This window comes from Cellulomonas sp. KU4C (genome assembly GCF_056868065.1).
In genome coordinates this window covers 2,758,675-2,784,816 of the sequence record NZ_CP200322.1, presented here as the reverse complement: position 1 = coordinate 2,784,816, position 26,142 = coordinate 2,758,675, and the positions used below count along the sequence as shown (strand labels likewise).

Below are 26,142 nucleotides of genomic sequence, written 5' to 3'. Positions count from 1 at the left end.
GCCAGCAACTAGGTAGACCTGTCTACCTACCCGCGATCGTCACACGGCGTCGGCGTAGCTGTCCACCACGGACACGTCGAGCGCGAACTCCACCGGCGTCGCCCCGAACAGCAGCCGCCCCGCCTCGACGGCCGACTCCCGCACCGCCACCGCGACCTCGTCCGCGACCGACGACGGCGCGTGCACCATCACCTCGTCGTGCAGGAAGAACACCAGGTGCGGCCGCCCCGGGATCGCCAGCAGCCGGCGCCGCAGCACCGCCATCCAGCACAGCGCCCACTCCGCGGCCGTGCCCTGCACCACGAAGTTCCGGGTGAACCGCCCCCAGTCCCGCGAGCGGCGGCGGGCCTCGCGCGCGTCCTCGGGCGCAGCGCCCTCGGCCGAGGCCGCCTGCCGCTCGGCCAGCCAGGCCGCGCTCGGCAGCGGCGAGGACCGCCCGAGCCAGGTGGTCACCTGCTCGCCGCGCTCCCCGGCGCGGGCGGCCTCCTCGACCAGCGCGACGGCGCGCGGGTAGGCGCGCGCGAGCTGCGGCATCAGCACCGCGCTCGCGCCGGTCGTGGCGCCGTAGATCGCGCCGAGCATCGCGTACTTCGCCTGCTGCCGGTCGGCCACGATGCCGGCCGCGACCACCCCCGCGTACAGGTCGGCCTGCTGCCCCGCCGCCGCCATCGCCCCGTCCCCGGACATCGCGGCGAGCACCCGCGGCTCCAGCTGCGCAGCGTCCGCGACGACGAGCCGCCACCCCGGGTCGGCGCGGACGGCGTCCCGGATCACCGCGGGCAGCTGCAGCGCGCCGCCGCCGCTGCTCGCCCACCGACCGGTGACGACGCCGCCGGGCACGTAGTCGGGTCGGAAGCGCCCCTCGTGCACCCAGCGGTCGAGCCACGCCCAGCCGTTCGCGGACAGCAGCCGCGCGAGCTTCTTGTACGCGAGCAGCGGCTCCCGCACGGGGTGGTCGAGCGCGCGGATCTCGGCGGTGCGGGTCGAGGCGACGTCGAGCCCGGCGGCCCGCAGCGCGCGCAGCAGCTCGGGCTGGGAGTCGGGGTTGAGCGTCGGCCGGTCCAGCGCGGCGGCGACCTGGGCGGCGAGGTCGGCGAGCCGCTCGGGCCGCTCGCTGCCGCGCGGGCGCGGCCCCATCAGACCGGTGAGCAGGGCGTCGTGCAGGTCGGGCCGGAACGGCATCCCGTCGTGCCGCATCTCGGCGGCGATCAGCGCGCCGGTCGACTCCGCCGCGAGCAGCAGCCGGAGCCGCCCGTCGTCGCCCGCCTCGGTGAGCGCCCGCAGCTGGCGGCGCAGCTCGGCCGGCACGTCCGGCACGTCGGCCGGTGCGGTCGCGGCACCCGGCAGGTCGTCGAACAGGCTCGGCACGTCCGGCTCGTGCGGCCCGCCCTCGACGCCCTCGGGTGCGCGGTCCCACGGTCCCGCGGGTCCCCGGGCCACGCCGCTGCCCGCGGACCGGGTGCTGCGGCGCAGGATCGTGTGGCACAGCCGCAGGTCGTGCGCGCGTTCCACCCGCACCCCGGCGGCGAGCAGGTCGGGGTACCAGCGTGCGGTGTCGTCCCAGACCCAGCGGGGCCGGTCGACCTCCCGCTCGGCCACCGCGGCGGGCAGGTCGACGCCCGCGACGCGCTCCGGCGGGCCGACCTCCCCCGCCTCGGCGGCCGCGACGTCCGCGACGGCGCGCAGCACCGCGCCGCCCGGTCGGTCCGGGTCGGCGGCGACGAGGACCAGCGGCACGCGGGCCATCATCCCAGCCGGGTCCGACACCCCGGCCCCGCACGTCCTACGCTGGGCCGATGACCGAGCAGGCGAGCACACCACCCCCGGGCCTCCCCGAGCAGGAGACGATCCTGCTCGCGGCGTTCGAGGGCTGGAACGACGCCGGGTCCGCGGCGAGCCAGGCGCTCGAGCACCTGCACGAGGTCTGGGGCGCCGAGCAGGTCGACGAGCTCGACCCGGAGGAGTACCACGACTTCCAGGTGAACCGCCCGGTGATCGGCGCGGGCGCGGACGGCCGGCGCGAGATCACCTGGCCGACGACCGCCGTGGCCGTCGCGACCGCACCCCGCACGGGCCGGAAGGTCGTGCTCGTGCACGGCATCGAGCCGTCGATGCGCTGGCGCCGGTACAGCGGCGAGCTGCTGGACATCGCCGAGGGGCTCCGGGCGCGCACCGTCATCACGCTCGGCGCCCTGCTCGCGGACGTGCCGCACACCCGGCCCATCCCGGTGACGGCGACCAGCGAGGACGCCGACGTGCGCGCGGCGCTCGACGTCGAGGCGAACTCCTACGAGGGCCCGACGGGCATCGTCGGCGTGCTCCAGCACGAGGCCGCGGCGCGCGGCATGCGCACGGTCTCGCTGTGGGCCGCCGTCCCGCACTACGTCGCGCACCCGCCGTCGCCGAAGGCCACGCTCGCCCTGCTGCACCGGATCGAGGCCCTGACCGGGGAGCCGATCCCGATGGGCGACCTGCCCGAGGACGCCGCGGCGTGGCAGGACGGCGTCGACGAGCTCGCCGCCGAGGACGCGGAGATCGCCGAGTACGTGCACCAGCTCGAGGAGGCCAAGGACACCGCCGAGCTGCCCGAGGCGAGCGGCGAGGCGATCGCCCAGGAGTTCGAGCGCTACCTGCGCCGCCGGGACAAGGGCATCGGCGGCTGACCCGACCTGTGGCGGTCCTGTGCGGATCGCCGGGAGGGCGCGCGGACCGGGCACGGCGACCGTCGTCGCTGGCTAGCGTCACGGGCATGCCCACCCGCTCCGCGACGGCCCGGGTCGCCGGCCTGGTCCTGACCCTCGCCCTCGCGCTCGCCGCGTGCACCGCGACGCCGTCCGACCCGCACCGCGACGACGTGGCGCGCGTCGCCGCGGCGGTCGCGGCGCTGGACGGCGTCGTGGGGGTGACGGACGACCTCGGGCCGGTCGAGGCGACGCCGGACGACCCCGCCGCGCGCCCGTGGAACGAGCTCTCGGTGCGTACCTCCACCCCGGACGCCGCGACGTTCGCCGAGGTCGCCGACGCGGTCGCCGACGAGCTCGCGGGGGCGACGCGCCTGACGGGCCGCGTGTGGCAGGACGCGGTGGCCGACGTCCCCGCCCTGGCCGTGCAGCTCACCGGCACCGGCACCGCCGACGTCGCCCGCACGCGGGTGGTGACCGACCTCGCGGCGGTCGCCGGGGTGACGGGGGTGCAGGTGACCCCGGACGCCGTGAGCGCGACCACCGCGACCGCGGCGGACCTGCCGGCCCTGGCCCGCGCGACCGCGACCCTCCGCACGACCGCGGTGCTGCTGTCGACCGCGGACCAGCGGTTCAGCAGCGCCGCCGACCCGCGCGTCCTGGACGCCCGGGTCGCCGCGCTCGTGGCCGACGTGGACGGCCGGCCCGGCGTGACCTCGCAGTTCCTGGGCGACGAGGGCACCGGCGAGGCCTGGTTGCGCGTGCAGGTGCAGGGCGACGACACCGTCGAGCTCCTCGCGGCCGCGCTCGCCGCGACCCCGTGGCCGGCCGACGCGGGCGTCGTGCACGCCGTGGTCGCGTCCTCGTTCCGGGAGCACGGTGTCGTGGTGGGACGTCCCGAGGACCCGATGACCCCCGCGCCGGACCCCTCCGCACCCCCCTCGGCAGGCGACCCCGCGGCGCCGTCGTGCCCGGGCGACGCCCTCGAGGTGGCGAACGCCGGCGACGACGCCGCGCTCGGCCGGCGGTACCTGCTGCTCACCGCGACCAACGTCTCGGACACCGCGTGCGCCGTCGAGGGGCGGCCCGAGGTGGGGTTCCGCCGCGCGTCGGGGACGCCGGTCCCCGACGTCGAGACCGGCACCCCGAGCGGGACGCCCGCCCCGGCGCGCGTCGTCCTGCCGCCGGGTGGGGTGGTGCACGCGGAGCTGACCTGGCGGGCGATGTCGACGTCGCAGGACCCGGACGTGACCGTGGCGCTGCTGGTCACGGCGGTCCCGGGCGCGGACCCCGTCGTGCTCGACACCCGCGAGGGCGGGCTGGACGTCCTCGCGGGCGCGGCGGTCGAGATCGGCGCCTGGGAGCCGGCCCACGAGGGCGCATGAGACACCACGAGGGCGTCACCGATCGCATGCGCCCTCGTGGTGTCTCGTACGCCCTCGCGCCTGGCAGGTCGGACGCCCAGCCATAGGTCGTCGTGGCGTGGTCGCGCGACCCGACCGGCCCCGGCACCCGTGCTCCGTCCGGCCGGTCAGCCCGGCTCGGTGGACGTCACCGGCTTCCCGCGCTCGAGGGCGTACGCGATCTCCGCGCGCGTGGACTCGCCCACGTACCCCCGGGGTTGACGACGACGACGCGGTCGGCCCGGTCGATCCGGCGCAGGTGCCGCCGACCCAGCGCCGCCCGCGCCTCTGCGTCGAGCGGACCATCGACCTCGGTCGGCGCGAGCACGACGGCGCCTGCGGCCGTCAGCGCACGGGCGGTCGCCCGCAGCTCCGCGGTGAAGCGCAGCGACCCGCAGAGGCAGACGACCTCCGGCCGGTCTCGCACGGCTAGAGCCGGACGCCCAGCAGCGCGTTGACGGTGCGCGCGATCACGCCGGGTGCACCCTCGTGCACCTCGGCGGTGTCACCGGCGAGCGACGCGTCCGCCCACGCGTCGACGGCGCGCAGCGCCCGCGGGGCGTCCAGGTCGTCGGCGAGGGCCGCCCGGACCTCGGCGAGCGTCGCGTCCGCGGCGGGTCCGCCGTTGCCGGACACGGACGCGCGCCACCGCTCCAGGCGGGCCCGGCCGGCGCGGAGCACGTCGTCGGTCCACTCCCAGTCGGTGGCGTAGTGGTGGTCGAGGATCGCCAGCCGCACGGCCATCGCGTCGACGCCGTCGGCACGCAGCCGGGAGACGAGCACGAGGTTGCCGAGCGACTTGCTCATCTTCTCGCCGTGCAGCCCCACCATGCCGGTGTGCACGTGGCTGCGCGCCCCGTGACCGGCGTCGAGCAGGCGGGCGTGCGAGGTGCTCATCTCGTGGTGCGGGAACCGCAGGTCGGAGCCGCCGCCCTGCACGTCGAACGGCAGGCCGATGCCGTCCCGGGCGATGACCGCGCACTCGATGTGCCAGCCCGGCCGGCCGTGGCCGAGGTCGCCGCCGTCCCACGAGGGCTCGCCCGGTCGCGCGGACCGCCAGAGCAGCGGGTCGAGCGGGTCCCGCTTGCCAGGCCGGGCGGGGTCGCCGCCGCGCTCGCCGAACAGCGCGAGCATCGCGTCCCGGTCCAGCCGGGCGACCTCGCCGAACGCCGGGTCGGCGGACACGTCGGCGTACACGTCCGCGGCCCCCTGGCCGTGCGCGTCCGGCACGCCGACGACGTACGCGGTGCCGGACGCGACCATCGCCCGCACGGCGGCCACGACGTCGGGCACGGACTCGACGGCACCGGTGTAGACGTCGGGCGGCACGACGCCGAGCGCGGTCATGTCCTCGAGGTACAGCGCGGTCTGGTCGGCGGCGAGCTCGCGCCAGTCGACGCCGGTCGCCTCGGCGCGCTCGAGCAGCGGGTCGTCGACGTCGGTGACGTTCGAGGCGTACCGCACGCGCTTGCCCTCGTCGAGCCAGGCCCGCACCAGCAGGTCGAACGCCACGTACGTCGCGGCGTGCCCCAGGTGGGTCGCGTCGTACGGCGTGATGCCGCAGACGTAGAGGGTGGCGTCGGGACCGGGGGCGGCGACGACCAGCTCGCCCGTCGAGGTGTCGCGGACGCGCACCGCTCCTCCCTGGCCGGGGAAGCCGGGATCTGCGGGGCGGGCCAGGTGAGCACGACGTCGAGCGTAGTGGGCGTGCGGCACGCAGGAGCGCGGCGCCCGGGTGGTGTCCCGCACACCGCGGCGCGCCGCGGGGGTCCGGCGGGCCCGGCCCGGCGAGAATGCGTGCCGTGGAGAACGCATGGGTGCAGGGCGGGGACGGCTGGACGGCCATCGACCCGGACGGGGTGCTCCCGCTGCTGGCGGCCCCCGAGCCGCCGGCCGCGTGGGTGCACGTCGACTCGGTCGACCTGCTGGCCGACGCCGCCCGGCAGGCCGGGGTCCCGGAGTCGGCCGTGCGGCGCGCGACGACGGGTGGCGTCGGCGACGACCCCCGGCACCCGCAGCTGCGCCGGCTGCCGGGCGGCGGCAAGTACCTGGTCAGCTCCACGCTCGTCTACGACGACACCACCCGGGACGTGCGTACGGGCACGTGGGCGACCCTGGTGGTCGACGAGGTGACCATCACCGCCGAGGAGGGCGACGCGCGCCTCCTCGACGAGGTGCTGGAGCACCTGCAGGACGCCGACCACCTGCCGCCCGACCGCGGCAGCCACGTGTTCGCGGCCACGCTTGCCGCCCTCGTGCACCGCGCGGGCGTCGTCGAGCAGGGCATCGGGGAGGCGGTCGCGGACGTGGAGCGGGTGGTGTTCACCCCCGACGTCGACGACCCCGCCGAGGTCGTCTACGACCTCAAGCGCGAGATCGCGGAGGCGCGCCGCGGCCTGGTCCCGCTGCTGGCGGCGTTCCCGGAGCTGGTCGCGGAGCAGGAGGACAGCGAGCGGGAGACCCGCACGATGCGCTGGATGCGCCGCCTCGACACGGCGCTGAGCAAGGTCGACCGGCACCTCGACTCCCACGACTCCCTGCTGGGCGACATGCTCGCGGTGCACTTGTCGCGCGTCTCGGTGCAGCAGAACGAGGACATGCGCAAGATCTCCGCGTGGGCGGCGATCATCGCCGTGCCGACGCTGGTCGCCGGGATCTACGGGATGAACTTCGACCACATGCCCGAGCTGCACTGGCTGCTGGGCTACCCCGCGGCGCTGGTGCTCATGGGCGCGGCCGCCGGGACGCTCTACCGGCTGTTCCGGCGCTCCCGCTGGCTCTGACGACCCGCGCGGCTCACGCCCCGGCGAGCGGGTGCAGCACGCCGACGACGAGCAGCAGCGCGACGACCACGGCCAGGCCGATCCGGTAGAGCACGAACGGCCGGTACGAGTACGTCGAGACGATCTTCAGGAACCCGATGATCACGACGTACCCGACGACGAACGCCACCAGGGTCGCGACGAGCGTCACGCCGACGGCGGGGGTCCCGGCCTCGCCGAACGTGCCCACGCTCTTGGCCGCCTGGTAAACGCCCGAGCCGAGCACGGCGGGGATCGCCAGCAGGAACGAGTACCGCGCCGCGGCCTCGCGGGTGTAGCCCATCAGCAGGCCGGCGGTGATGGTGCCCCCGGAGCGCGAGACGCCCGGGATCAGGGCCATCGCCTGCGCGAGCCCGAAGAGCACGGCGTGCCGCGGGGTGAGCTCGGTGAGCACGCGCTCCTTGCGGCCGCGCCGGTCGGCCCAGTCGAGCACGAGCGCGAAGCCGGCGAGGGTGAGCACGATCAGCCAGAGGTTGCGGAACGGCTGCTCGATCGCGTCCTGGAACAGCAGGCCGAGCACGACGATCGGCACCGAGCCGAGCGCGATGAACCACGCCATCTGCGCGTCGGGGTCCCGCTCGCCGCCGACCGGGGCGCCCGTCCGAGACCGCCAGTCGGTGCCGAGGTCGCCGCGGACCGCGCGCCACCAGTGCACGCAGATCCGCGCGATGTCCCGCCGGAAGTAGAGCAGCACCGCGGTCTCGGTGCCGATCTGGGTGATCGCGGTGAACGCCGCGCCGGGGTCGCCGGAGCCGATCAGCTCGCCGACGATCCGCAGGTGGGCGCTCGACGACACGGGCAGGAACTCGGTGAGCCCCTGCACCAGGCCGAGGACGATCGCCTCGAGGACGTTCATGCTCGGGAGCCGATCTCGGACGGGAGGTTCGCGTGCGCTGCCACGAGGCGCCACCCTAGCGGCTGCACCTGCCCGGCAGGCAGCGGGGGCGCCGGACGCCTGCGACCGTCACCCGGCACCGGCGATACCCTCGCTGCATGCACACGCGCCAGCTCGGACGGACCGGCCTGCGGGTCTCCCACCTCGGACTCGGGACGCTGACCTGGAGCAGGGACACCGACGAGCACGACGCCGCGGAGCAGCTGCGCGACTTCGCCGACGCGGGCGGCACGCTCGTCGACACGTCGGCGTCGTACGCGGACGGCGGCGCCGAGGAGCTGCTGGGCTCGCTGCTGGGCCGCGTCGTGCCGCGCGACGAGGTCGTGCTGTGCACCAAGGCGGGCGTGCGGCGCACCCCGGCCGGCGGGGTGGTCGACGCCTCCCGCGGGGCGCTGCTGGACACCCTCGACGCGTCGCTGCGCCGGCTGGGCACCGACCACGTGGACCTCTGGCTGGTGCAGACGCCCGACCCCCGCACGCCCCTGGCGGAGACGGTCACCGCGCTGCGTCGCGCCGTCGACTCGGGTCGCGCCCGGTACGTGGGCCTGTCGAACCACGCCGGCTGGCAGGTCGCGCGCGCGGCGACGCTGCTCGGCGAGGACCCGGGGCTGACCGCCGTGGAGGCGGAGTACTCGCTGCTGCAGCGCGGCATCGAGCGCGAGGTGCTGCCCGCCGCGGAGGACCTCGGCGTCGGCGTGCTCGCCTGGTCGCCCCTGGGCCGCGGCGTGCTCACCGGGAAATACCGCCGGACCGTCCCCGCCGACTCGCGGGCGGCGTCCCCGCACCTCGCCGGGTTCGTCGAGCCGTACCTCGGCTCGGTGGCGGCCGCCGTGGTCGAGGCCGTGGTGATCGCCGCGAAGGGCCTGGACCGGGCGCCGCTCGAGGTCGCGCTCGCGTGGCTGCGGGGCCGCACCCAGGTCGCCTCCGCGATCGTCGGGGCACGCACCCCCGCGCAGCTGCGCGACTCGCTGGCCTCCGAGGAGGTCGAGCTGCCGCCGGAGATCGTGCGCGCGCTCGACGAGGTCAGCGCGCCGGAGCTCGGCTACCCCGAGCGCCGCTGACCCCGACGGCCGGCGCGCACCGTCGGGGGCCGGGCACCGCCCGCTCAGGCGCGGGGGGCGTCGTCCTCGTCGTCGAACGAGCCCTCGGCCAGCTCGTCCGCGTCGTACTCGTCGTCGTCGTGGGCGTCGTCCTCGTCGTCGTGCTCGTCGTCGTCCTCCTCGTCCGCGAGGTAGAACGGCGTCGCCTCGCCGTGCACGGCCACGAGGGACTCGTCGTACACCTCGAACGCGTCGGCGAGCACGTCGTACGCGTCGTCGACGGCCGGGTCGTCCTCGCGGCCGGAGGCCACGGCGGAGAAGTGCGCCTCGAGAGCGGCGATGAAGCGGTCCAGGGCCGCGCGCGGGTCGATTGCCATGCGATGACCGTAGCGCCGCACCAGGCACAATGGCACCACGATCGACCGGAAGGCGGTGGCATGGCACGCAGCGACCTCGACGCAGGGCACCGCGGCACCCCCAGCGGGGTGCGGGAGTACGAGTACCGCGTCCTCACGATCCCCCGGAGCACGAGCCGGCACGACGCCCGCCGGCTGCTCACCGACCAGGCCGAGTACGGCCGGTGGAGCTCGCCCGCACGCTGCTCTACACGGGCGGCGAGCGGAAGGTGTGGCTGCGCCGCCGGATCATCCGGGTGCGCTCCACGCTGAACGACCTCGGCGGCTGACGGGCCACGGCGGGCTGCTGCCCCGCGGGGCCGACCTGGTCAGGCCTCCCGCAGCAGCCCGTCGAGCACCCGCACGCCAAACCGCAGCGAGTCGGCGGGCACGCGCTCGTCGACACCGTGGAACAGCGCGGTGAAGTCGAGGTCCGGGGGCAGGCGCAGCGGCGCGAACCCGTAGCCGGCGATGCCGAGCCGGGCGAGCGACTTGTTGTCGGTGCCCGCCGAGAGCATGTAGGGCAGCACCAGGGCCTCGGGGTCCTGCGCCCGGAGCACGTCGGTCATCGTGTCGACGAGCGCGCCGGTCGCGGGCACCTCGAGGCCGATGTCCAGGTGCTCCGGCTCGACGCGCACGTTCGGGCCGGCGAGCTCGCGGACCTTCGCGAGCACGGCCTCGTGGTCGCCAGGCAGGGGGCGGACGTCGACGGTCGCGGTCGCGCGCCCGGGGATGACGTTGGTCTTGTAGCCCGCGTGCAGCTGCGTCGGGTTCGCGAGCGTGCGGATGGACGAGCCGACGAACCGCCGGGCCGGGCCGAGCGCGCCGATCAGCCGGTCGATGGCCAGCGGGTCGTCGACGTCGAGGGGCAGGCCGGTCAGGTCCGCGACGCCCTCCAGCAGCGCGAGGACCGTCGGGGTGAGCCGGGTGTCCCACTCGTACGCGCCGATCCGTGCGATGGCGCCGGCGAGCTCGGTGACGGCGTTGTCCGCGTTGACCGCGGACCCGTGCCCGGCGGTGCCGTCCGCGATCAGCCGGAGCCAGGCGATGCCCTTCTCGGCGGTCTGCAGCAGGTACGCGCGCCGCCCGTTCACGTCCACGGAGAAGCCGCCGACCTCGGACACGGCCTCGGTGGCGCCCTCGAACAGGTCGGGCCGCTCGTCCACCAGGTGCCGGGCGCCGAACTTCCCGCCGGCCTCCTCGTCCGCGAACATGGCGACGACGACGTCCCGGGCGGGCTTGCGGCCCTCGCGGACCATCTGGCGGACGACCGCCAGGATCATCGCGTCCATGCCCTTCATGTCGACCGCGCCGCGGCCCCAGACCATGCCGTCGAACTCCTCGCCGGCGAAGGGGTCGACCTTCCAGTCCTTCGCCTCGGCGGGCACGACGTCGGTGTGGCCGTGCAGCACCAGCGCGGGGCGGCTGCGGTCGGTGCCCTCCAGCCGGACGACGACGTTCGCACGGCCCGGCGCGGACTCGATGAGCTCGGGCTCCAGGCCGACCTCGTGCAGCAGCGCGGCGACGTGCTCGGCCGCGGCGCGCTCCCCCGGCCCGGAGCCGTCGCCGTAGTTCGAGGTGTCGATCCGGATGAGCTCCTGCGCGAGCCGGACGACCTCGTTCTCGGCCGCCGAGGTGTCGTGCGGGTCGGCGGACGGGCTGGTGGGTGCGGAGGTCATGCGCTCCACCGTACCGGCGTCACCGGGGGTCGGACGCCCCCGGTGACGCCGGTCCGGTCAGGACGCGGTGCCGCCCGTGAGCCCGCGGCGGGCCAGCAGCGGGGCGATCTCCGGGTCGCGGCCGCGCAGGTCGCGGAAGGCGTCCATCGGGTCCACCGAGCCGCCGCGGGACAGCAGCCGGGCCCGGAACGCGTCGCCGTTCGCGCGGGACAGGCCGCCGTTCTCCTCGAACCAGGTCACGGTGTCGGCGTCCAGCACCTCCGACCAGATGTACGAGTAGTACCCGGCCGAGTAGCCGCCGCCGAACACGTGGTTGAAGTACGTCGTCCGGTACCGCGGCGGCACCGGGGCGAACGCCACGCCCGCGGCCTCGAGCGCCGCGGCCTCGAAGGCCTCGACCTGCTCGACGTCGGTGGGCACGTCCTGCGGCGCGAGCCGGTACCAGGCCTGGTCGAGCAGCGCGGCGCCGAGGTACTCGGTGGTGGCGAAGCCCTCGCCGTCCTGACGGGCGGCGAGCATCGTCTCGACCCACTCGGCGGGCATCGGCTCGCCCGTGCGGTGGTGCACCGCGTACGACCGCAGCACCGCCGGGTCCCACGCCCACATCTCGTTGACCTGCGAGGGGTACTCGACGAAGTCGCGGGGCACCTCGGTGCCGGACTGCGACGGGTACCGCACGGCGGAGAACAGCCCGTGCAGCGCGTGGCCGAACTCGTGGAACAGGGTGATGACCTCGTCCCAGGTGAGCAGGGTGGGCTCCCCCGCCGGCGGCTTCGGGATGTTGAGGTTGTTCACCACCACCGGCGCCTCGCCGAGCATCGTCGACTGGTCGACGAGGTTGTTCATCCAGGCGCCGCCGCGCTTGGAGTCGCGCGTCCAGAAGTCGCCGAGGAACAGCCCGAGCCCGGTGCCGTCGGCGTCGAGCACCTCGAACACCCGCACGTCGGGGTGGTAGCCCACCAGGTCCGCGCGCTCGGTGAACGTGAGGCCGTAGAGCTCGCCGGCGGCGCGGAACACGCCGTCGCGCAGCACCCGGTCCAGCTCGAGGTAGGGCCGCAGCAGGGCGTCGTCGAGGGAGCGGCGCTCCTTCTTGACCTGCTCGGCGTAGTAGGCCCAGTCCCAGGCCTCGAGGGTCGCGCCCGGGACGTCGCGACGCAGCGCGGCCTCGAGGTCGGCGGCCTCGGCGCGGGCGTTCGCCACGGCGGCGGGCGCGAGCCGGGCCAGCATCTCGGCGACGGCCTCGGGGGTCTTCGCGGTCGCGTCCTGCGCGACGTACGCGGAGTGGTGCGGGTAGCCGAGCAGCTGGGCGCGCTCGGCGCGCAGCCGGGCGAGCGCGAGCAGGGTGGCGCGGGTGTCGTGCGCGCCACCCCGGCCGCCGCGCCGCACGGACGCGGTGTGCAGGCGCTCGCGCAGCCCGCGGTCGCGCAGCGAGGACAGCGCGGGCTGCTGCGTGGGCAGGACGAGGTCGATCAGCCACGCACCCGCGTGGCCGCGGCGGCTCGCGGCCTCGGCGGCGGCGGCGCGGGCGTCCTCGGGCAGGCCGTCGAGCTCGGCGGCGTCGGTGACGAGCACCGCGGAGTCGTTCGTCTCGGCGAGCAGCAGCCGGCCGAACACGGTCTCCAGGCGGGTGATCTCGGCGTTCAGCTCGCGCAGCCGGTCCTGGGCGGCGTCGTCGAGGCGCACGCCGGCGCGGACGAACGCGGTGTGCTGGCGGTGCAGCAGCCACGCGGTGTCGGGCTCGAGGACGAGGTCGCCCGCCTCGGCCGCGACGTGCAGCGCCTCGACCCGGGCGAACAGCCGCCGGTCGAGGTAGATGGCGTCGTGGTGCGCGGCGAGCAGCGGCGCGACCTCCTCCTCCAGGGCCTCCAGGCCCGGGGTGGAGTCCGACGACGACTGGTTGAAGAACACGGTGGCGGCGCGGTGCAGCAGCCGGCCGGACCGCTCGAGGGCGTCGAGGGTGTTCGCGACCGTCGCGGGCTCCGGGTCCGCGGCGATCACCTCGACCTCCGCACGCTGCTCGGCCATGCCCGCCAGCAGCGCGGGCCGGTAGTGCGCCTCGGTGACGCGCGTGAAGTCGGGCAGGCCGTAGGGCAGGGCGGACGGTGCGGCGAACGGGTTGCCCGCGTCGAGGGAGGAGGTCATCGGCCCATCATCTCCGACGCCACCGACATGCCGGGACGGACCGGCAGGTCCAGCACGCCGGTCCACTCGTCGCGCGGGGTCCCCCGGTGGTCCGCGGGCGTGACCTCGACGGCGACCCGGAACCCCGCGCGCTCGGCGACGCGCCGCGAGGGCTCGTTGCCGACGAACGCGCGCCAGGTCAGCCGTCCGACGCCGAGCCGGTCCGACGCGGCGACGACGACCAGCGCCACGGCGCGGGACATCAGCCCCCGTCCGCGCGCCTCGGGCGCCAGCCAGTAGCCGAGCTCCCACGCCCCGTCGTCGCGCGACGCGATGCCGACCATGCCCACGAGGACGTCGTCACCCACCGTGCGGACGGCCCAGTTGAGCTGGCTGCCGTCCTCCCAGCCGCGGCGCACCATGCCGGTGAGGAACCCCTCGGCGTCCGCCCGGACGTACGGGCTCGGCACGGTGGTCCACTCCTGGATGGCGGGGTCCTGGCACAGCGCGGTGACGCGGTCGACGTCCTGGGCGCCGGGGGCGCGCAGCAGCACGACGCCGTCGGTCAGCTCGAAGGTCTGCATCGGTCCACCGTGCCAGACCCGCCGGGCCGGTGTCCCCGGCTTTCCGGGCCCCACCTGCTCGTCCGCACCCACGGCGGGCTCAGCCGGCCAGCACCGCGTCGGGGTCGCCCACGGGCAGCCCGTGCGCGGCGCCGACGCCCGCGTGCAGCAGCGTCCCGGCGTGGGTGGCGAGCCCGCGGGCGAGGGCCGGGTCCGCGGCGAGCGCCCCGCGCCACCCGTGCCCGGCCAGCGCCGTCAGGTACGGCAGCGTCGCGTTCGTGAGCGCGTGCGTCGACGTGACGGGCACCGCGCCGGGCATGTTCGCGACGCAGTAGAACACCGCGTCGTGCACGGCGAAGGTCGGGTCGGCGTGCGTGGTCGGGCGGGTCGACTCGAAGCAGCCGCCCTGGTCCACCGCGACGTCCACGAGCACGGACCCGGGACGCATCGTCGCGACCATCGCGTCGGTGACCAGCTTCGGCGCGCGCGCGCCCGGCACCAGGACGGCCCCGACGACCAGGTCCGCGTCGGCGACGGCCTCCTGGACCGCGTACGCGGAGGACGCGAGCGTGCGCACCCGGCCGCCGAACGCGGTGTCGAGCTTCCCGCAGGCGCGGCACGGACAGGTCGAGCACGGTGACGTCGGCGCGCATCCCGAGCGCGACCTCGGCGGCGTGCTGCCCCGCGACCCCGCCGCCGATCACGACGACGCGCGCGGGTGCGACGCCGGGGACGCCGCCGAGCAGCCGCCCCGACCCGCCGGCGCTGCGCATCAGGTGGTAGGCGCCGACCTGCGCGGCGAGCCGCCCGGCGACCTCGCTCATCGGGGCGAGCAGCGGCAGGCTGCCGTCCGCGAGCTGCACGGTCTCGTAGGCGACGGCGGTGACGCCCGACGCGAGCAGCGCCTCGGTCTGCGGGCGGTCGGCGGCCAGGTGCAGGTAGGTGAACAGCACCAGGTCGTCGCGCAGGTACCCGTACTCGGACGGGACGGGCTCCTTGACCTTGCAGACCAGGTCCGCCGCGGCCCAGACCTCCGCCGCGGTGGGCAGCACCCGGGCGCCCGCGGCCGCGTACTGCTCGTCGGTGATCGCGGACCCGGTGCCGGCACCGGCCTGCACCAGGACCTCGTGCCCGGCGCCGACCAGCTGGTGCACCCCGGCGGGGGTGATCGCGACGCGGTACTCGTGGTTCTTCACCTCGGTGGGGATCGAGATCCTCATGTCGGGCTCCTCGGCTCGCGGGCGGCGCCGGCTCGGCGGCACCTCGGGGGTCCAGCGTGAACTTCCCGGTGTTTCGGCGGGGTGTCGGCGTGTGTCGCTTCGTTACGCTGCCCTCGTGACCGAACATCCTGCGACCGGCACTGCGACGTCGGTCACACCGCCGAACGATCTTCGGACGCCGCTCGACGCGGTCGACCGACAGCTGGTGCGCCTGCTCCAGGAGGACGGGCGGATGGCGAACAACGCCCTGGCCGCCGCCGCCGGCATCGCCCCGTCGACGTGCCTCGCCCGGGTGCGCGCCCTGCGCCGCGCCGGCGTGATCCGCGGGTTCCACGCCGACGTGGACCCCGAGGCGCTCGGCCGGGGACTGCGGGCGATGATCGCCGTGCGGATGGCGGCGGGGTCGCGGGCGACGCTGGAGCCGTTCGCCCGGTCGGTCGCCGCCCGGCCGGAGGTGCTGGACGTCTACTTCCTGGCCGGGGCGGACGACTTCCTGCTGCACGTCGCGGTGCGCGACAGCGACGAGCTGCGCCGGTTCGTCGTCGAGCGGCTCAGCGACCGCCCCGACGTCGCGTCCACCGAGACCAGCCTGGTGTTCGACCACCTGCGGGGCTCGGTCGGCGGCTGAGGCCCGTCAGCCCGCGAGCCCGTCGCGGACGCGCGCCCAGTCCCCCGCGTCGCGCAGCCGCCGCCGCGTCGCCGCCGGGCTCGCGCCGTGCTGCCACGCCCACAGCGCGACCTCGGTGCCGCGCGCGAGCGACCACCCCGCGACCGCCACCGGGTCGAGCGCCGCCCGGTCCGCGACCAGCCGCAGCCGGTCCCGCAGCGTCCGCACCGGGTCCGGGGTCCGCCGGGGCGCGCCGACCTGCTCCAGGAGCGGCCACGGGTCCGCGGCGGGGTCGCCGACGGCCGCCTTCGGGTCGATCGCGACCCAGCCGTCGGTCCCGAGCAGCAGGTTGCCGGGGTTCAGGTCGCCGTGCAGCAGGACGGGACGGGCGACGGCCGGGGCACGCAGGACGTCCAGCGCCGCGCGGAGGCGCCCCGGGTCGAGCGGCACGCCGGCACGCGCCGCACGTCCGGCCCGTTCCTCGAGCAGGTCCCCCCAGGCCGCGGTGACCTCGTGCAGCGCCGGCACCCCGCCCGGCACCGGGGCCGCGTGCAGGTCGCGCAGCACGTCCGCCGCGGCGGCGAGCCGGCGGGGCACGGGGCTGCGGACCGCGCGCATCGGCGTGCCCGGGCGGACCCGGTCGAGCAACAGCGCCCAGTCGCCGGCGTCCGCGCCCAGCAGCGCGACGGCGCCGCGACCGGCCCAGGCCCGCAGCACCGCGGCCTCGTGCCGGGCCTCGTCGTGCGGGAACGCGATCTTCAGCACCCGGTCCCGGCCGTCGGCGTCGCGCGCCGGGGCGCACCACGAGGCCGAACCGGACGCGAACGGCTCGCCGGGCACCAGCGACCACCGGTCGACCGCCCGCGCGACGAGCCCGGGCAGCCGCGCGACCCACGCGGCTCCCTCGGGCGTGCGGGCGGCGCCGTCGCGCAGCGCCGCGGGCAGGGGCACCATGGCCGGGACGGACGGCGTCGGGGGCACGACGCCAGGCTAGCGAGACGGGTGGGCCGGGTGAGGGACGGGACGGGCGCGGGCGGCACGGGCAGCACCGAGCGCACGGGCGGCGTCGACGCGGACGGCCCGCCGCCCGCCGGTGTGTTCCGCAAGCACCGCCGCGGTGCCCCGGCGGGGTTCTTCGCGTGCGAGGCCGCGGGCCTGGCGTGGCTGCGGGTGCCGGGCGGCGCCCCCGTGGTCGGAGTGCGCGGGGTCGGACCCGACCACCTCGACCTGGACCTGCTCGCCGAGACGGCGCCGAGCCGCGCGCACGCCCGCGCGCTGGGCCGGGGCCTGGCCGTGACGCACGACGCCGGGGCCGACCGCTTCGGCAGCCCGCCCGACGGCTGGTCGGGGGACGGGCTCTTCGGGCCGCTCGACCAGCCGCTGCCGATGCCCGCCGGCGACCACGACCGCTGGGGCGCGTTCCTCGCGGACTGCCGGATCGACCCCCTGGCCCGGGCAGCCGAGCGACGCGGGGTGCTGGGTGCCCGCGACCTCGAGCTGCTCGACCGCCTGGCCGCGGTGCTCCGCCGGGGCGACCTGGACGACGACGAGCCGCCCGCCCGGGTGCACGGCGACCTGTGGTCGGGCAACGTCCTGTGGACGGCCGACGGCGCGGTGCTGATCGACCCGGCCGCGCACGGCGGGCACCGGGAGAGCGACCTGGCGATGCTCGCGCTGTTCGGCCTCCCCCACCTGGACGACGTGCTCGCCGGCTACCAGGAGGTGCACCCGTTGCGGCGCGGTCGGCGGCACCGGGTCGCCCTGCACCAGGTCTACCCGGTGGGCATGCACGCCGTGCTGTTCGGCGGTGGGTACGTGGCGCAGCTGCACCGCCTGCTGGTCGACGTCCTGTCCTGACGCGGTTCCCGGGCAGGCTGTGGACCCCGGGGAACACGACGGCCCCGGGGGACCCGCGGGCTCTCGCCCGCTGGTCGACCCCGGGGCCGTCGGCGCCAGGTGCAGCATCTTCACGCCACCGTCCACCGCGCCCGCTTGTCCTTCTCACGCGCGGCCTGAACCGTCCCGGCCTCGTTGAGGACCGTCGGTGACGAGCCACCCGGCCCGCGTCCGTCCACCTCTCACAAGAGGCGCGTGCTCCGCGTCCGGGACGGTCCTCCCGCGGCGGGTGCTGCACCACCGCGCGGACCGTGAGACCTCAGTCTCGCCCGGTACAGCACCGTGGCGCCAGCTGTTATTCCCGGATCAGGAGATCGGGTCCGTGGTCATGCGGACCGTGAGGGTGACCTCGGTGCCGCGGTCGACCTGACCGGCCAGCGGCTCCTGGGTGACGACGACCCACTGGGTCGGGTCGTCGATGGTCCGGCCCTGGCCGGACGCGTCGGCGACGAGCACCTCGAGGTCGCGCGCCTCGAGCGTCTCCTGCGCGGTGGCGAGGAGCAGGTTGGTCTGGTCGATCACGGTGACCTGCGCGGCGACCGAGGCCGAGGCCTCGTCCGACGCGGAGAGGCTGCCCGACGGGCTGGACGAGCCCGCCGTGGTGCCGCTGGCGCAGGCGGCGAGCAGGGCGACCGTCGCGACGGCGGCGGCAGCCACGCTCAGGGTGCGCGTGACCGGACGTCCGACTCGGGCGATGGACATGTTCATCGAGGCCCTCCTGGGCTTGTTGCGTGCTTCCTCGGCCGCGGGCCCGGGATCGCCGGGCTCCGCGGAGGGCGCGGCGACAGGTTCTGCACCGCGCTGCGCGTCTACGCAGGACCGGTCTTCACGTCTGTCGAGCGGCCGCCCGGGAGTCCCCGGCGGGACGGCACGCCCTCGCGGCCAAGACTACGCCTGTCGACCGACAGATTTCGTCCACATATCGCCCGTTCGTGACGCCCTGGGCTGCAGGACCGCCCGGCTGCGCGCGGTTTCACCCTCCGCGGACCGCCGCGGACGCCGTCGGGTGCCGGTACGGCCGCCCGTGCGGGCGCGGTCATCCCGGCAGCGCGGGCTCCTCCGGCTCCGACAGGGACAGCAGCACCCCGACGATCCCCGGGACGGCGGCGACCTCCCGCTCGACGGCCGCGAGGACGTGCGACGCCTCGTCCTCCGCGAGGTTGCCCGCCAGGTCGACGGCACCGGTCAGGAACAGCCGGCGCGCCCCGACGACCTCGAGCCGGATCTGCGTCACCCGGGCGACCTGGGGCAGCGCGAGCAGGGCCCGGACCGCCGCGCGGTCGATCGCCGGGTCCGCGACCTCCCCGACCAGGAACCGCCGGTTGCGGTCGATCAGCACGACCGCCACCACGCCCAGCAGCACGCCGACCAGGATCGACCCCACCGCGTCCGGCACCGGCGAGCCGGTCACCTGGTGCGCCGCGATGCCCCCGGCGGCGATCACGACGCCCACGAGCGCCGCGGCGTCCTCGAAGAACACCGCGCGCACGGTCGGGTCGGAGGTCGCCAGGACGTGCGCCCAGACGTCCTGGTCGCGCCGGGCCGCCCCCGCCCGCGCCTGACGCCACGCCTGCAGGAACGACACGCCCTCGAGCACGAACGCCAGCCCGAGCACGGCGTAGGCGACGCCGAACGAGCCGGCGGGCTCCGGGTGGACGAGCTCCTGGATGCCGTGCGTGACGGACACCCCGGCGCCGACCGCGAACAGGCCGATCGCCGCGAACATCGACCACACGTAGACCTCGCGGCCGTAGCCGAGCGGGTGCGTCCGGTCGGCGGGCCGGTCGGCGCGGCGCTGCGCGACCAGAAGGAACACCTCGTTGCCGGTGTCCGCCCAGGAGTGCGCGGCCTCCGCCAGCATGGAGGCCGCACCGGTCAGCACCGCGGCGACGGTCTTGGCCGCCGCGATCAGGCCGTTGGCCGCGAGGGCGACGACGACGGTGAGCGTGCTCTCGGCGTGCGGCTCGGTGCTCCGGTCCGCGGCGGGTGACGTCATGGGACCGGAGTAGCACGCGTGGCCGGGCGGCGCGCGGGCAGCCACCGGCGTCGCCTCCCCGCGCGCGGCCCGGGGCGGCGCGTCTAGGCTCGACGGCGATGTCCGACGAGCACCCCACCTCCCCTGACCCCACGGACGCCGGGCCCACGGGCGCCGAGCCCACGAGCGGACCCCGCACCGCGCCCCGGTGGCTCCGTGCGGTGGGCGCGCCGCTGCGACGGGTGCGGCCGCGTCGGCCGCGTGCGCGCACGGTGCTGCTCGGCACCCTCGCGGTGCTGGTCGCGGTGGTCACCGGGGTGACGACCGCGTCGGCCCAGCAGCTTCGGGCCGCACGAGGCCCGGTACGACGTCACGACCGACGCGACCGTGACCGTCGACCTCGGGCCCATCGGGACGCTGCAGATCGACTCGCCGCTGCCGCTGTGGCTGGGGGCGCGGGTGACGGTCGAGGAGATCCCGGCCGACGTCGACGCGCTGCACGGCGTCGACACGCTCCAGGCGCTGACCGGGGACCTCAACTCCTACCTGCAGTTCTTCACCGGCCCGCAGGCCACGATCGAGGACGCGGCCCGCGCGCTCGTCGCCGACGCGGCGCTGCGCACCGTGGTCACGCTCGCGGCGCTGCTACTGGTCTGGTTCACCGTGCGCGGGCTGCTCGGTGCCGCACGGCGCCACGAGCTCGGCGCGCGGGTTCGGCCGCACGCGCGGCAGCTCGTCGCGGGCGGCGTCGCCGTCGCGCTGGTCGGCACGCTCGTCACCGCGAGCGAGCACGGCCGCGCCCGGGCCCGGGTGGTGTCGGCGCCGTCGTCCGCCGTGTTCGACGGCACCCCGCTCGAGGGCGCGCGGGTGACGGGCCGGCTGGGCGGGATCGTCGACACCTACGGCGGGCTCGTCGTGCAGGCGTTCCGGGAGAACGAGGAGTTCTACGACCAGGCCGACGAGTCCCTGGTCGCCGCCTGGGCCGACTGGGAGGACCGCCGCCCCGCCGTCGAGGCCGCCGCGGCCGAGGCCGCCGCCGCGCCCACCGCGTCGCCGACCGACGGCGGCGCACCGGGGACGGACCCGCAGGAGCCCGGCGCGCAGGAGTCCGGCGCGCAGGAGCCCGGCGCGCAGGAGCCGACCGCCGCCGCGTCCCCGAGCGACTCGCCCAGCGCCTCGGCGAGCCCGACCCGCGACGAGGCCGACGAGCCCGTGACGTTCCTGCTCATCTCCGACCTGCACTGCAACGTCGGCATGGCCCCGCTGATCGCCTCGCTGGCGACGATGTCCGGGGCGGCCGCCGTGCTGGACGCGGGCGACACCACGATGAACGGGACCTCCGTCGAGCAGTACTGCGTCAGCACGTTCGCGCGCGCGATCCCCGACGGCGTCGACCTCATCACCGCGCCGGGCAACCACGACTCCGCCGAGACCACCGCGCAGTACGCCCGGGCCGGTGCGGTCGTGCTGGACGGCTCGGTGATCGACGTCCACGGGATGCGCCTGCTCGGCGACCACGACCCCAAGGCCACCCGCCTGATCCAGACGCAGACCCAGGAGGAGTCCTACTCCGCGGTGGGCACGCGCCTGGCGGACGTCGCGTGCGCGGACCCCGACGGCGTGGACGTGGTCATGTTCCACAACCCGCGCGCCGCGCCGAACATGCTCGCCGACGGCTGCGTGCCCGCGCTGCTGTCCGGGCACATGCACACCCGCACGGACCCGGAGCAGATCGGCCAGGGCATCCGGTACATCTCGTCGTCCACCGCGGGTGCGCAGGAGAACGAGCCGCGGATCGGCCCGCTCAAGGGCACCGCCGAGATGACGCTGCTGCGCTGGGACCCGACCACCCGCCGCATCGTCGACTGGCAGCTCGTCGAGATCGGCACCGACGCGTCCGCGACGGTCCGCGACCCGCAGGCGTGGCCGGTGCCCGTGCCGGACCCCGACCCCGAGGCCGACGCCGACGACCCCGGTGCCGGCACCCCCGCCCCGGACATCACGGAGACGCCCGGCGGCTGACCCGGGACACACGCGTCCGCGGGATGAGACGACCGGCCCCGGGCCGTGCCTCGTCCCCGCCGGCCGTGCCATGCTCCCGCCATGACCACCGCGCTCCCCACGTGCCGCACCTCGCGGCTCGTCTGCGCGCGTCCGCTCTGTCGGGCCTGACCGCTCACCCCAGCCGTCAGCCACCCGCGCGGGACCCGAGGTCCCGCCCCGCCGCCGCCCACCGGGCGCGGCGGACGCCCGAGGAGCACCGTCATGACCGTCCTGACCTCCGCCGCACCCGCCCGCCGCGCCGCCGACCGCCCGGTCGACCGCACCGCCGGCGCCGCCCTGCGGCACCCTGCCCGGACCGCGGCCCCCGCGCTGCCGACGCCGCAGCCGCACGGCGACGTGCGCGGCTTCGAGGCCCTGCTCGCCTCGCTGCCCCTGGTCCGCTCCGTCGTCGTCGACCTCCCCGGCCGCCGCCTGGTCGTCGACGGGGGCGTCGTGGACCTGACGCGGCAGGAGTTCGACCTGGTCGCGTACCTGGCCCGGTCGGCGGGCCGGGTCGTCAGCCGCGACGAGCTGTACGGCCAGGCGTGGCGCACGCAGGACCTGTCCGCCGCGACCCGGACGGTCGACGTGCACGTCCGCCGGGTGCGCGCGAAGTCCGGCCTGGACGACCTCATCACCACCGTGCGCGGCGTCGGCTACCGGCTGAACGCGGTCGAGGGCCTGCGCGTCGACGGCTGACCCGCCGCGCTCCCCGCCCGCAGGTGTGGCGGGCCGGGACGACCGGGGCGAGGGTGGATCCGCACCGGGTGCAGGACGCGCACGCCGGGCCGAGCCCCGCCGCCGTCGGCGGCGCGGGCGCCACGCCCCCAGGAGGACGCCATGTCCGCGACCCACGCCGAGCCCGCGCCGGACGACGAGCGCAAGCCCGACTCCCCCGCCGACCTGACGACACGCTCGTGGCGCTACGTGCTCCGCACCACGGTGCGCGAGTTCCAGGACGACCAGTGCACGGACCTCGCCGCCGCGCTCACCTACTACGCCGTGCTGGCGATAGCGCCCGCGCTGCTCGCCCTGGTCTCCGTGCTCGGGCTGGTCGGCGACGGCCGGCAGCTGGTCGACGAGCTCGTGGCGACGGGCGGGGACCTGGTCGGGCAGGACGGCGCCGAGCAGACGCTGCAACCGATCCTGGAGAACATCTCGAACGCACCCGGTGCCGGGATCGCGTTCGTGACGTCGCTGGTCGTCGCGCTGTGGTCCGCGTCCGGCTACGTCGCCGCGTTCAGCCGCGGCATGAACCGGGTGTACGAGGTCGACGAGGGCCGGCCGATCTGGAAGCTGCGCCCGGTGCTGCTGCTGGTCACGCTGGTGCTGGTCGTGCTCGCGGTCGTCGTCGTCGTGGCGGTGGTGCTGTCCGGGCCGGTCGCCGAGCGCGTCGGGTCGGTCGTCGGGCTCAGCGACGTGGCCGTCACCGTGTGGAGCATCGCGAAGTGGCCCGTCGTGCTGCTGCTGGTGGTGCTCGCCGTCGCGATCCTGTTCCACGTCACGCCGAACGTCCGGCAGCCGCGGTTCCGCTGGACCAGCCCGGGCGCGCTGCTGGCCGTCGTCGTCTGGCTGGTCGCCTCGACGGCGTTCGGGTTCTACGTCGCGAGCTTCGGCAGCTACGACAGCACCTACGGGTCGCTCGCGGGCGTCATCGTCCTGCTGCTGTGGCTCTGGCTGACCAACCTCGCGCTGCTGTTCGGCGCGGAGCTCGACGCCGAGCTGGAGCGCGGCCGGGAGCTGCAGGGCGGCATCGAGGCCGAACGCACCCTGCAGCTCCCGCCGCGGGACACCCGGGCGAGCGAGAAGCGGCGGAAGAAGGCCGAGGAGGACGTGCGCCGCGGCCGCGAGCTCCGGGAGTCGCGGCCCCACGACGGCTGAGCCCGCGGACCCAGGACGTCCCCGCGCTCAGGACGCCAGCACGCCCGCGAACCGCAGCAGGTCGCGCAGGCTGGCGATCTCGACCCGGGAGCCGTCCGCGGACTCCAGCGTCGGCACCGCGGCGTCGCCCCACGGCGCGACGGCGTTCCGGTACGAGTCCGGGTCGTGCTCGATGAGCCCGATGATCGTCTCCGCGACCAGGCGGCTGCCCACCGGACCCAGCGAGTCGCCCCCGGTGAGCACCTCCGCCTCCTTGAGCACGTAGTACCAGAGCGGGGTCCGCCCCGACAGCTCCGGGCTGCGCAGCGCGCTGCGCACGCCGGCCGGGGTGCTGCGCTCGAGCTCCGCCTGCGTGAGCGGCCGGATCAGCACGGCGCGCGCGACGGCCTCCCCGGTCGGGATGCTCAGCAGGTAGCCGCGCAGCAGGTTCCGCTTGGCGAGGTGCTCCTGGATCCCGGCGAGGTCGGCCGGCTCGTTGCGCATGACCGACAGGTCGTCCGCGAGCTGGGTGTCGATCGGGCGCGCGAAGTGCCGGGGGTCGGAGTCACCCTTGTCGGTGAACCGGTCCCACTCGATCGCCCAGTTGAACGGCAGCGTCGGGGCACCGCCGATGAACCCGCCGCGGCCGGTGAACTGGAACAGCTGCTCCAACGACGCGCGCGGTGCCACGAAGCCGGGGTCGCCGAAGTTGCGGTTGTAGTCGTAGCTGTTGCGGATCTGCGAGTGGCCGAACCGGAACGCCGCGACCGAGAACTCCAGGGGCATCACCGCGGGCTTCGACCGGCGGAACCGCCGCAGGTACAGCCCGGTGCTCTCCGCGAGCACCCAGTCGACGGTGCCGGGCACCGTGACGGTGCGCAGGTAGTCGTTGACGATCAGCCACTGGTGCGTGTGCCGGACGAACCGCTGCGCCCGGGCGAGCAGCCGGTCGGTGGGCAGGCCGGGCTCGTTGCGGGCGAGGACGTCGACGACCGCGTTGTGGAACCGCAGGTAGGCGACGTGCAGCTGCGCGACCACCAGGTTCTCGTCGTTGCGCGAGTCGCCGATCCGCGCGGGGAACGTGTCCGACCCGCCGGGGCGCGGGGTGCGCACGCGCCCCGGGAGGTCGCGGTGCTCCGGGTCGCGGGCCGCGGGCACCTCCTCGCCGGGGCCGCCGGTGGCGAGGGTGCCCAGCCGCATCCGGGCGCCGTCGTAGAAGTCCGCCGCCTCGCCGGCGGGGCCGTCCCCGTAGACCGAGTCGAGGTTGAGGTAGGGGTGGCGGGCGTTGCCCAGGCGACGGTGCACCACGTCCGGGGCGACCGGGCGCATCGCGGGGTCGCCGACCGCCGGACCCTGGAGCCGGGGGTCCTCCGAGTCCTCGAGGGTGAGGTCGTGGTCGATGAACTGGCCCCAGTACGTGTAGACCGCCGGGATCGACGAGGACGACGCAGCGCCGGCCGCCGGCTCCGCCATCGCCCCGCCTAGCCGGCGCAGCAGCGCGATCACGCGCGGCGGGTCGTCGGCGGGCAGGTGGCTGTCCGCGTCGCGCCGCAGGCCGGCGAACAGGTAGTCGAACTCCGAGGCGTGCCGGTGGTGCCGCAGCACGGCCCCGTGGTGGACGTCCTCGATCACCGTGCCCGTGTGCACGGCGGCGGTGGCGGTCTCGGTCTGGGTGGCGTTCATCGGGGTCCCCCTGGGTGCGCTGCTCGCCGGTCTGCGGTCCCGTGCCCCGGTCGGGGCTGCGGGCGGGGGCGGTCCGGGGCGGGTCGACGTCGACCGGGGCCCGGGTCGCGTGGCCCGGCGCGGTGCGGCCGGGCGGAGACGAGCCCATCGAACCACCGGGTGTCGCGCGGGCCCGCGCACGCGGCCGGGGGCGGCGGCGTGCCGGTCAGCGGGCCTCGGCCGCGCCGGTCGGTGAGACTCCCGCGAACTCCCAGTGCCAGGGCTCGTGCGGCCCGGCACCACCCGGGCCCATCGCCGCCGGGTGGATCCAGCCGAACGCCGGTGCCTGCGCCGTCATCCAGAGGTACAGCGGGTGGTCGAACTGCCCGACCCCGCCGAACCCGCTGAAGTCCACCGCGACGCCCCAGCCGTGGTGCGACGTCCCCGGGGCGGCGGCCAGCCCGCCCTTCGCGGCCTTGAGGCGGACCTGCTCGTCGTACGTCCGGTACGTGCCGCCGACCGGCAGGTCGGTGCCGTGCTCGGCGCGGAACACCGCGTTCAGGGCCACCAGGGCGTCGACCGCGTCGCAGCGCAGCAGCGCTCCCGACGCGAACGGCACGGCGCACAGACCCGCCGGGTCGACGGTGCCGTCCGTGCGCAGCGGACCCGACGTCACCCGCCCCGACCGGGCGACCGCACCCCCGCCCGCGAGCAGGCCGCCGGCGCGCACGCTCTGGGCCTGCGCCCGCGCGTCCGCGACGGTCTGCTCGAGGGCGGCGAGCGCGGCGAGCGGCTCCGCGGGCACCCCGAGCTCGTCGGTCGCGGTGCGCGGGGCGTCGCGCTCGACCTGCAGCGTGAGCTGGAACACCGCAGCCGCCGCGTCCCGGACGTCGGTCGCCACGGCGAGGCGGGCGGCGGGGTCGTCGGCGCGGACGGCCTGCGCGCCGCGGAGCTCACGGACGGCGGCGTCGAGGTCGGCGAGCGCGGGCACGGGCTCCGGGGCGACCCGCAGGCCGTCCACCCCGCTCGCGCCGACGAGCGCGGCGCTCGCCACGGCACGGGCACGCTCGTCGGCCCGGTCCACCTCGGCCTCGGCGCGCGCCGTCCACCGGGCGGCGTCGGCCGTCCGCGGGTCCCCACCGGAGGGCGGTGCGGCACCGGCGTCGAACCCGGCCGCGTCCGCCGCGAGGACTGCGTCCGCCGGGACCCGTGCCGACGAGCCGACGGCCCCGGACCCGAGCGCGACGGCCAGCCCGAGGACCAGCACGGCTCTGGCGGTG

21 protein-coding genes and 2 pseudogenes are annotated in these 26,142 nt (G+C 76.3%); 10 read left to right on the top strand and 13 right to left on the bottom strand.

Going from position 1 to position 26,142, the window contains the following annotated elements; genetic code table 11:
* Window positions 1-39: 39 nt before the first annotated feature.
* Window positions 40-1,746, bottom strand: a complete 1,707-nt coding sequence (locus AC1VL8_RS13125; protein WP_483076250.1) for a bifunctional 3'-5' exonuclease/DNA polymerase — start codon at window positions 1,744-1,746, stop codon at window positions 40-42.
* 50 nt (window positions 1,747-1,796) lie between these two features.
* Between AC1VL8_RS13125 and AC1VL8_RS13120 the strand changes: the two genes are divergently transcribed.
* Window positions 1,797-2,663: a PAC2 family protein gene (locus AC1VL8_RS13120; RefSeq protein WP_483075458.1), complete on the top strand. Its 867-nt coding sequence runs from the start codon at window positions 1,797-1,799 to the stop codon at window positions 2,661-2,663.
* 86 nt (window positions 2,664-2,749) lie between these two features.
* The gene (locus tag AC1VL8_RS13115; protein ID WP_483075457.1) at window positions 2,750-4,066 is read left to right on the top strand and encodes a DUF4232 domain-containing protein; all 1,317 of its coding nucleotides are present in this window, start codon (window positions 2,750-2,752) and stop codon (window positions 4,064-4,066) included.
* Window positions 4,067-4,513: 447 nt separating this feature from the next.
* Here the strand turns inward: AC1VL8_RS13115 and mshC are convergent, their stop codons facing one another.
* Entirely contained in the window at window positions 4,514-5,719 is a 1,206-nt protein-coding gene (gene mshC / locus AC1VL8_RS13110; protein WP_483075456.1) for a cysteine--1-D-myo-inosityl 2-amino-2-deoxy-alpha-D-glucopyranoside ligase, read from the bottom strand.
* A gap of 167 nt (window positions 5,720-5,886) precedes the next feature.
* Here mshC and AC1VL8_RS13105 point away from each other — a divergent pair, with 167 nt between their 5' ends.
* Window positions 5,887-6,867 carry a CorA family divalent cation transporter gene (locus tag AC1VL8_RS13105; protein ID WP_483075455.1) on the top strand — a complete coding sequence of 327 codons (981 nt, stop codon included), beginning with the start codon at window positions 5,887-5,889 and terminating at the stop codon, window positions 6,865-6,867.
* A gap of 13 nt (window positions 6,868-6,880) precedes the next feature.
* Here the strand turns inward: AC1VL8_RS13105 and AC1VL8_RS13100 are convergent, their stop codons facing one another.
* The gene (locus AC1VL8_RS13100) at window positions 6,881-7,762 is read right to left on the bottom strand and encodes an undecaprenyl-diphosphate phosphatase (protein ID WP_389228265.1); all 882 of its coding nucleotides are present in this window, start codon (window positions 7,760-7,762) and stop codon (window positions 6,881-6,883) included.
* Between the two features lie 137 nt (window positions 7,763-7,899).
* Here AC1VL8_RS13100 and AC1VL8_RS13095 point away from each other — a divergent pair, with 137 nt between their 5' ends.
* On the top strand, window positions 7,900-8,862 hold the full coding sequence (locus tag AC1VL8_RS13095) for an aldo/keto reductase (protein WP_389228262.1): 963 nt from the start codon (window positions 7,900-7,902) through the stop codon (window positions 8,860-8,862).
* A 44-nt stretch (window positions 8,863-8,906) separates the two neighbouring features.
* Here AC1VL8_RS13095 and AC1VL8_RS13090 read toward each other — a convergent pair whose 3' ends face one another.
* Window positions 8,907-9,218, bottom strand: coding sequence for a primosomal protein (locus AC1VL8_RS13090; RefSeq protein ID WP_389228259.1), 312 nt, complete (start codon window positions 9,216-9,218; stop codon window positions 8,907-8,909).
* A gap of 60 nt (window positions 9,219-9,278) precedes the next feature.
* On the opposite strand from AC1VL8_RS13090, the pseudogene AC1VL8_RS13085 reads away from it, so the two are divergent.
* A pseudogene (locus tag AC1VL8_RS13085) lies at window positions 9,279-9,526 on the top strand (DUF5703 family protein).
* 39 nt (window positions 9,527-9,565) lie between these two features.
* Here the strand turns inward: AC1VL8_RS13085 and AC1VL8_RS13080 are convergent.
* The 4 genes and pseudogenes from AC1VL8_RS13080 to ald form a co-directional block, all read right to left on the bottom strand.
* Window positions 9,566-10,915: a M20/M25/M40 family metallo-hydrolase gene (locus tag AC1VL8_RS13080; protein WP_483075454.1), complete on the bottom strand. Its 1,350-nt coding sequence runs from the start codon at window positions 10,913-10,915 to the stop codon at window positions 9,566-9,568.
* A 57-nt stretch (window positions 10,916-10,972) separates the two neighbouring features.
* The gene (locus AC1VL8_RS13075) at window positions 10,973-13,057 is read right to left on the bottom strand and encodes a M3 family metallopeptidase (protein ID WP_483075453.1); all 2,085 of its coding nucleotides are present in this window, start codon (window positions 13,055-13,057) and stop codon (window positions 10,973-10,975) included.
* Window positions 13,054-13,620 carry a GNAT family N-acetyltransferase gene (locus tag AC1VL8_RS13070; RefSeq protein WP_483075452.1) on the bottom strand — a complete coding sequence of 189 codons (567 nt, stop codon included), beginning with the start codon at window positions 13,618-13,620 and terminating at the stop codon, window positions 13,054-13,056. Before AC1VL8_RS13070 ends, AC1VL8_RS13075 begins: the two co-directional genes overlap by 4 nt.
* A gap of 79 nt (window positions 13,621-13,699) precedes the next feature.
* A pseudogene (gene ald, locus AC1VL8_RS13065) lies at window positions 13,700-14,819 on the bottom strand (alanine dehydrogenase).
* Window positions 14,820-14,910: 91 nt separating this feature from the next.
* Here ald and AC1VL8_RS13060 point away from each other — a divergent pair.
* The gene (locus AC1VL8_RS13060) at window positions 14,911-15,447 is read left to right on the top strand and encodes an Lrp/AsnC family transcriptional regulator (protein WP_389228241.1); all 537 of its coding nucleotides are present in this window, start codon (window positions 14,911-14,913) and stop codon (window positions 15,445-15,447) included.
* Between the two features lie 6 nt (window positions 15,448-15,453).
* Here AC1VL8_RS13060 and AC1VL8_RS13055 read toward each other — a convergent pair whose 3' ends face one another.
* Complete coding sequence (locus AC1VL8_RS13055; protein WP_483075451.1) at window positions 15,454-16,407, bottom strand: aminoglycoside phosphotransferase family protein; 954 nt, start codon at window positions 16,405-16,407, stop codon at window positions 15,454-15,456.
* 114 nt (window positions 16,408-16,521) lie between these two features.
* Here AC1VL8_RS13055 and AC1VL8_RS13050 point away from each other — a divergent pair, with 114 nt between their 5' ends.
* Window positions 16,522-17,283, top strand: coding sequence for a fructosamine kinase family protein (locus AC1VL8_RS13050; RefSeq protein WP_483076249.1), 762 nt, complete (start codon window positions 16,522-16,524; stop codon window positions 17,281-17,283).
* 345 nt (window positions 17,284-17,628) lie between these two features.
* Here the strand turns inward: AC1VL8_RS13050 and AC1VL8_RS13045 are convergent, their stop codons facing one another.
* Both AC1VL8_RS13045 and AC1VL8_RS13040 read right to left on the bottom strand, forming a co-directional pair.
* Entirely contained in the window at window positions 17,629-18,030 is a 402-nt protein-coding gene (locus AC1VL8_RS13045) for a hypothetical protein (RefSeq protein WP_483075450.1), read from the bottom strand.
* A 328-nt stretch (window positions 18,031-18,358) separates the two neighbouring features.
* Window positions 18,359-19,318, bottom strand: coding sequence for a cation diffusion facilitator family transporter (locus AC1VL8_RS13040; RefSeq protein ID WP_483075449.1), 960 nt, complete (start codon window positions 19,316-19,318; stop codon window positions 18,359-18,361).
* Between the two features lie 366 nt (window positions 19,319-19,684).
* On the opposite strand from AC1VL8_RS13040, the gene AC1VL8_RS13035 reads away from it, so the two are divergent.
* From AC1VL8_RS13035 to AC1VL8_RS13025, 3 genes are all read left to right on the top strand, one after another.
* The gene (locus tag AC1VL8_RS13035) at window positions 19,685-21,319 is read left to right on the top strand and encodes a metallophosphoesterase family protein (RefSeq protein ID WP_483075448.1); all 1,635 of its coding nucleotides are present in this window, start codon (window positions 19,685-19,687) and stop codon (window positions 21,317-21,319) included.
* Window positions 21,320-21,562: 243 nt separating this feature from the next.
* On the top strand, window positions 21,563-22,039 hold the full coding sequence (locus AC1VL8_RS13030; protein WP_483075447.1) for a winged helix-turn-helix domain-containing protein: 477 nt from the start codon (window positions 21,563-21,565) through the stop codon (window positions 22,037-22,039).
* Window positions 22,040-22,180: 141 nt separating this feature from the next.
* Window positions 22,181-23,221, top strand: coding sequence for a YihY/virulence factor BrkB family protein (locus AC1VL8_RS13025; protein WP_483075446.1), 1,041 nt, complete (start codon window positions 22,181-22,183; stop codon window positions 23,219-23,221).
* Window positions 23,222-23,248: 27 nt separating this feature from the next.
* Here the strand turns inward: AC1VL8_RS13025 and AC1VL8_RS13020 are convergent, their stop codons facing one another.
* Window positions 23,249-24,883, bottom strand: a complete 1,635-nt coding sequence (locus AC1VL8_RS13020; RefSeq protein WP_483075445.1) for a peroxidase family protein — start codon at window positions 24,881-24,883, stop codon at window positions 23,249-23,251.
* Window positions 24,884-25,088: 205 nt separating this feature from the next.
* Entirely contained in the window at window positions 25,089-26,129 is a 1,041-nt protein-coding gene (locus AC1VL8_RS13015) for a M15 family metallopeptidase (RefSeq protein WP_483075444.1), read from the bottom strand.
* Window positions 26,130-26,142 lie beyond the last annotated feature (13 nt).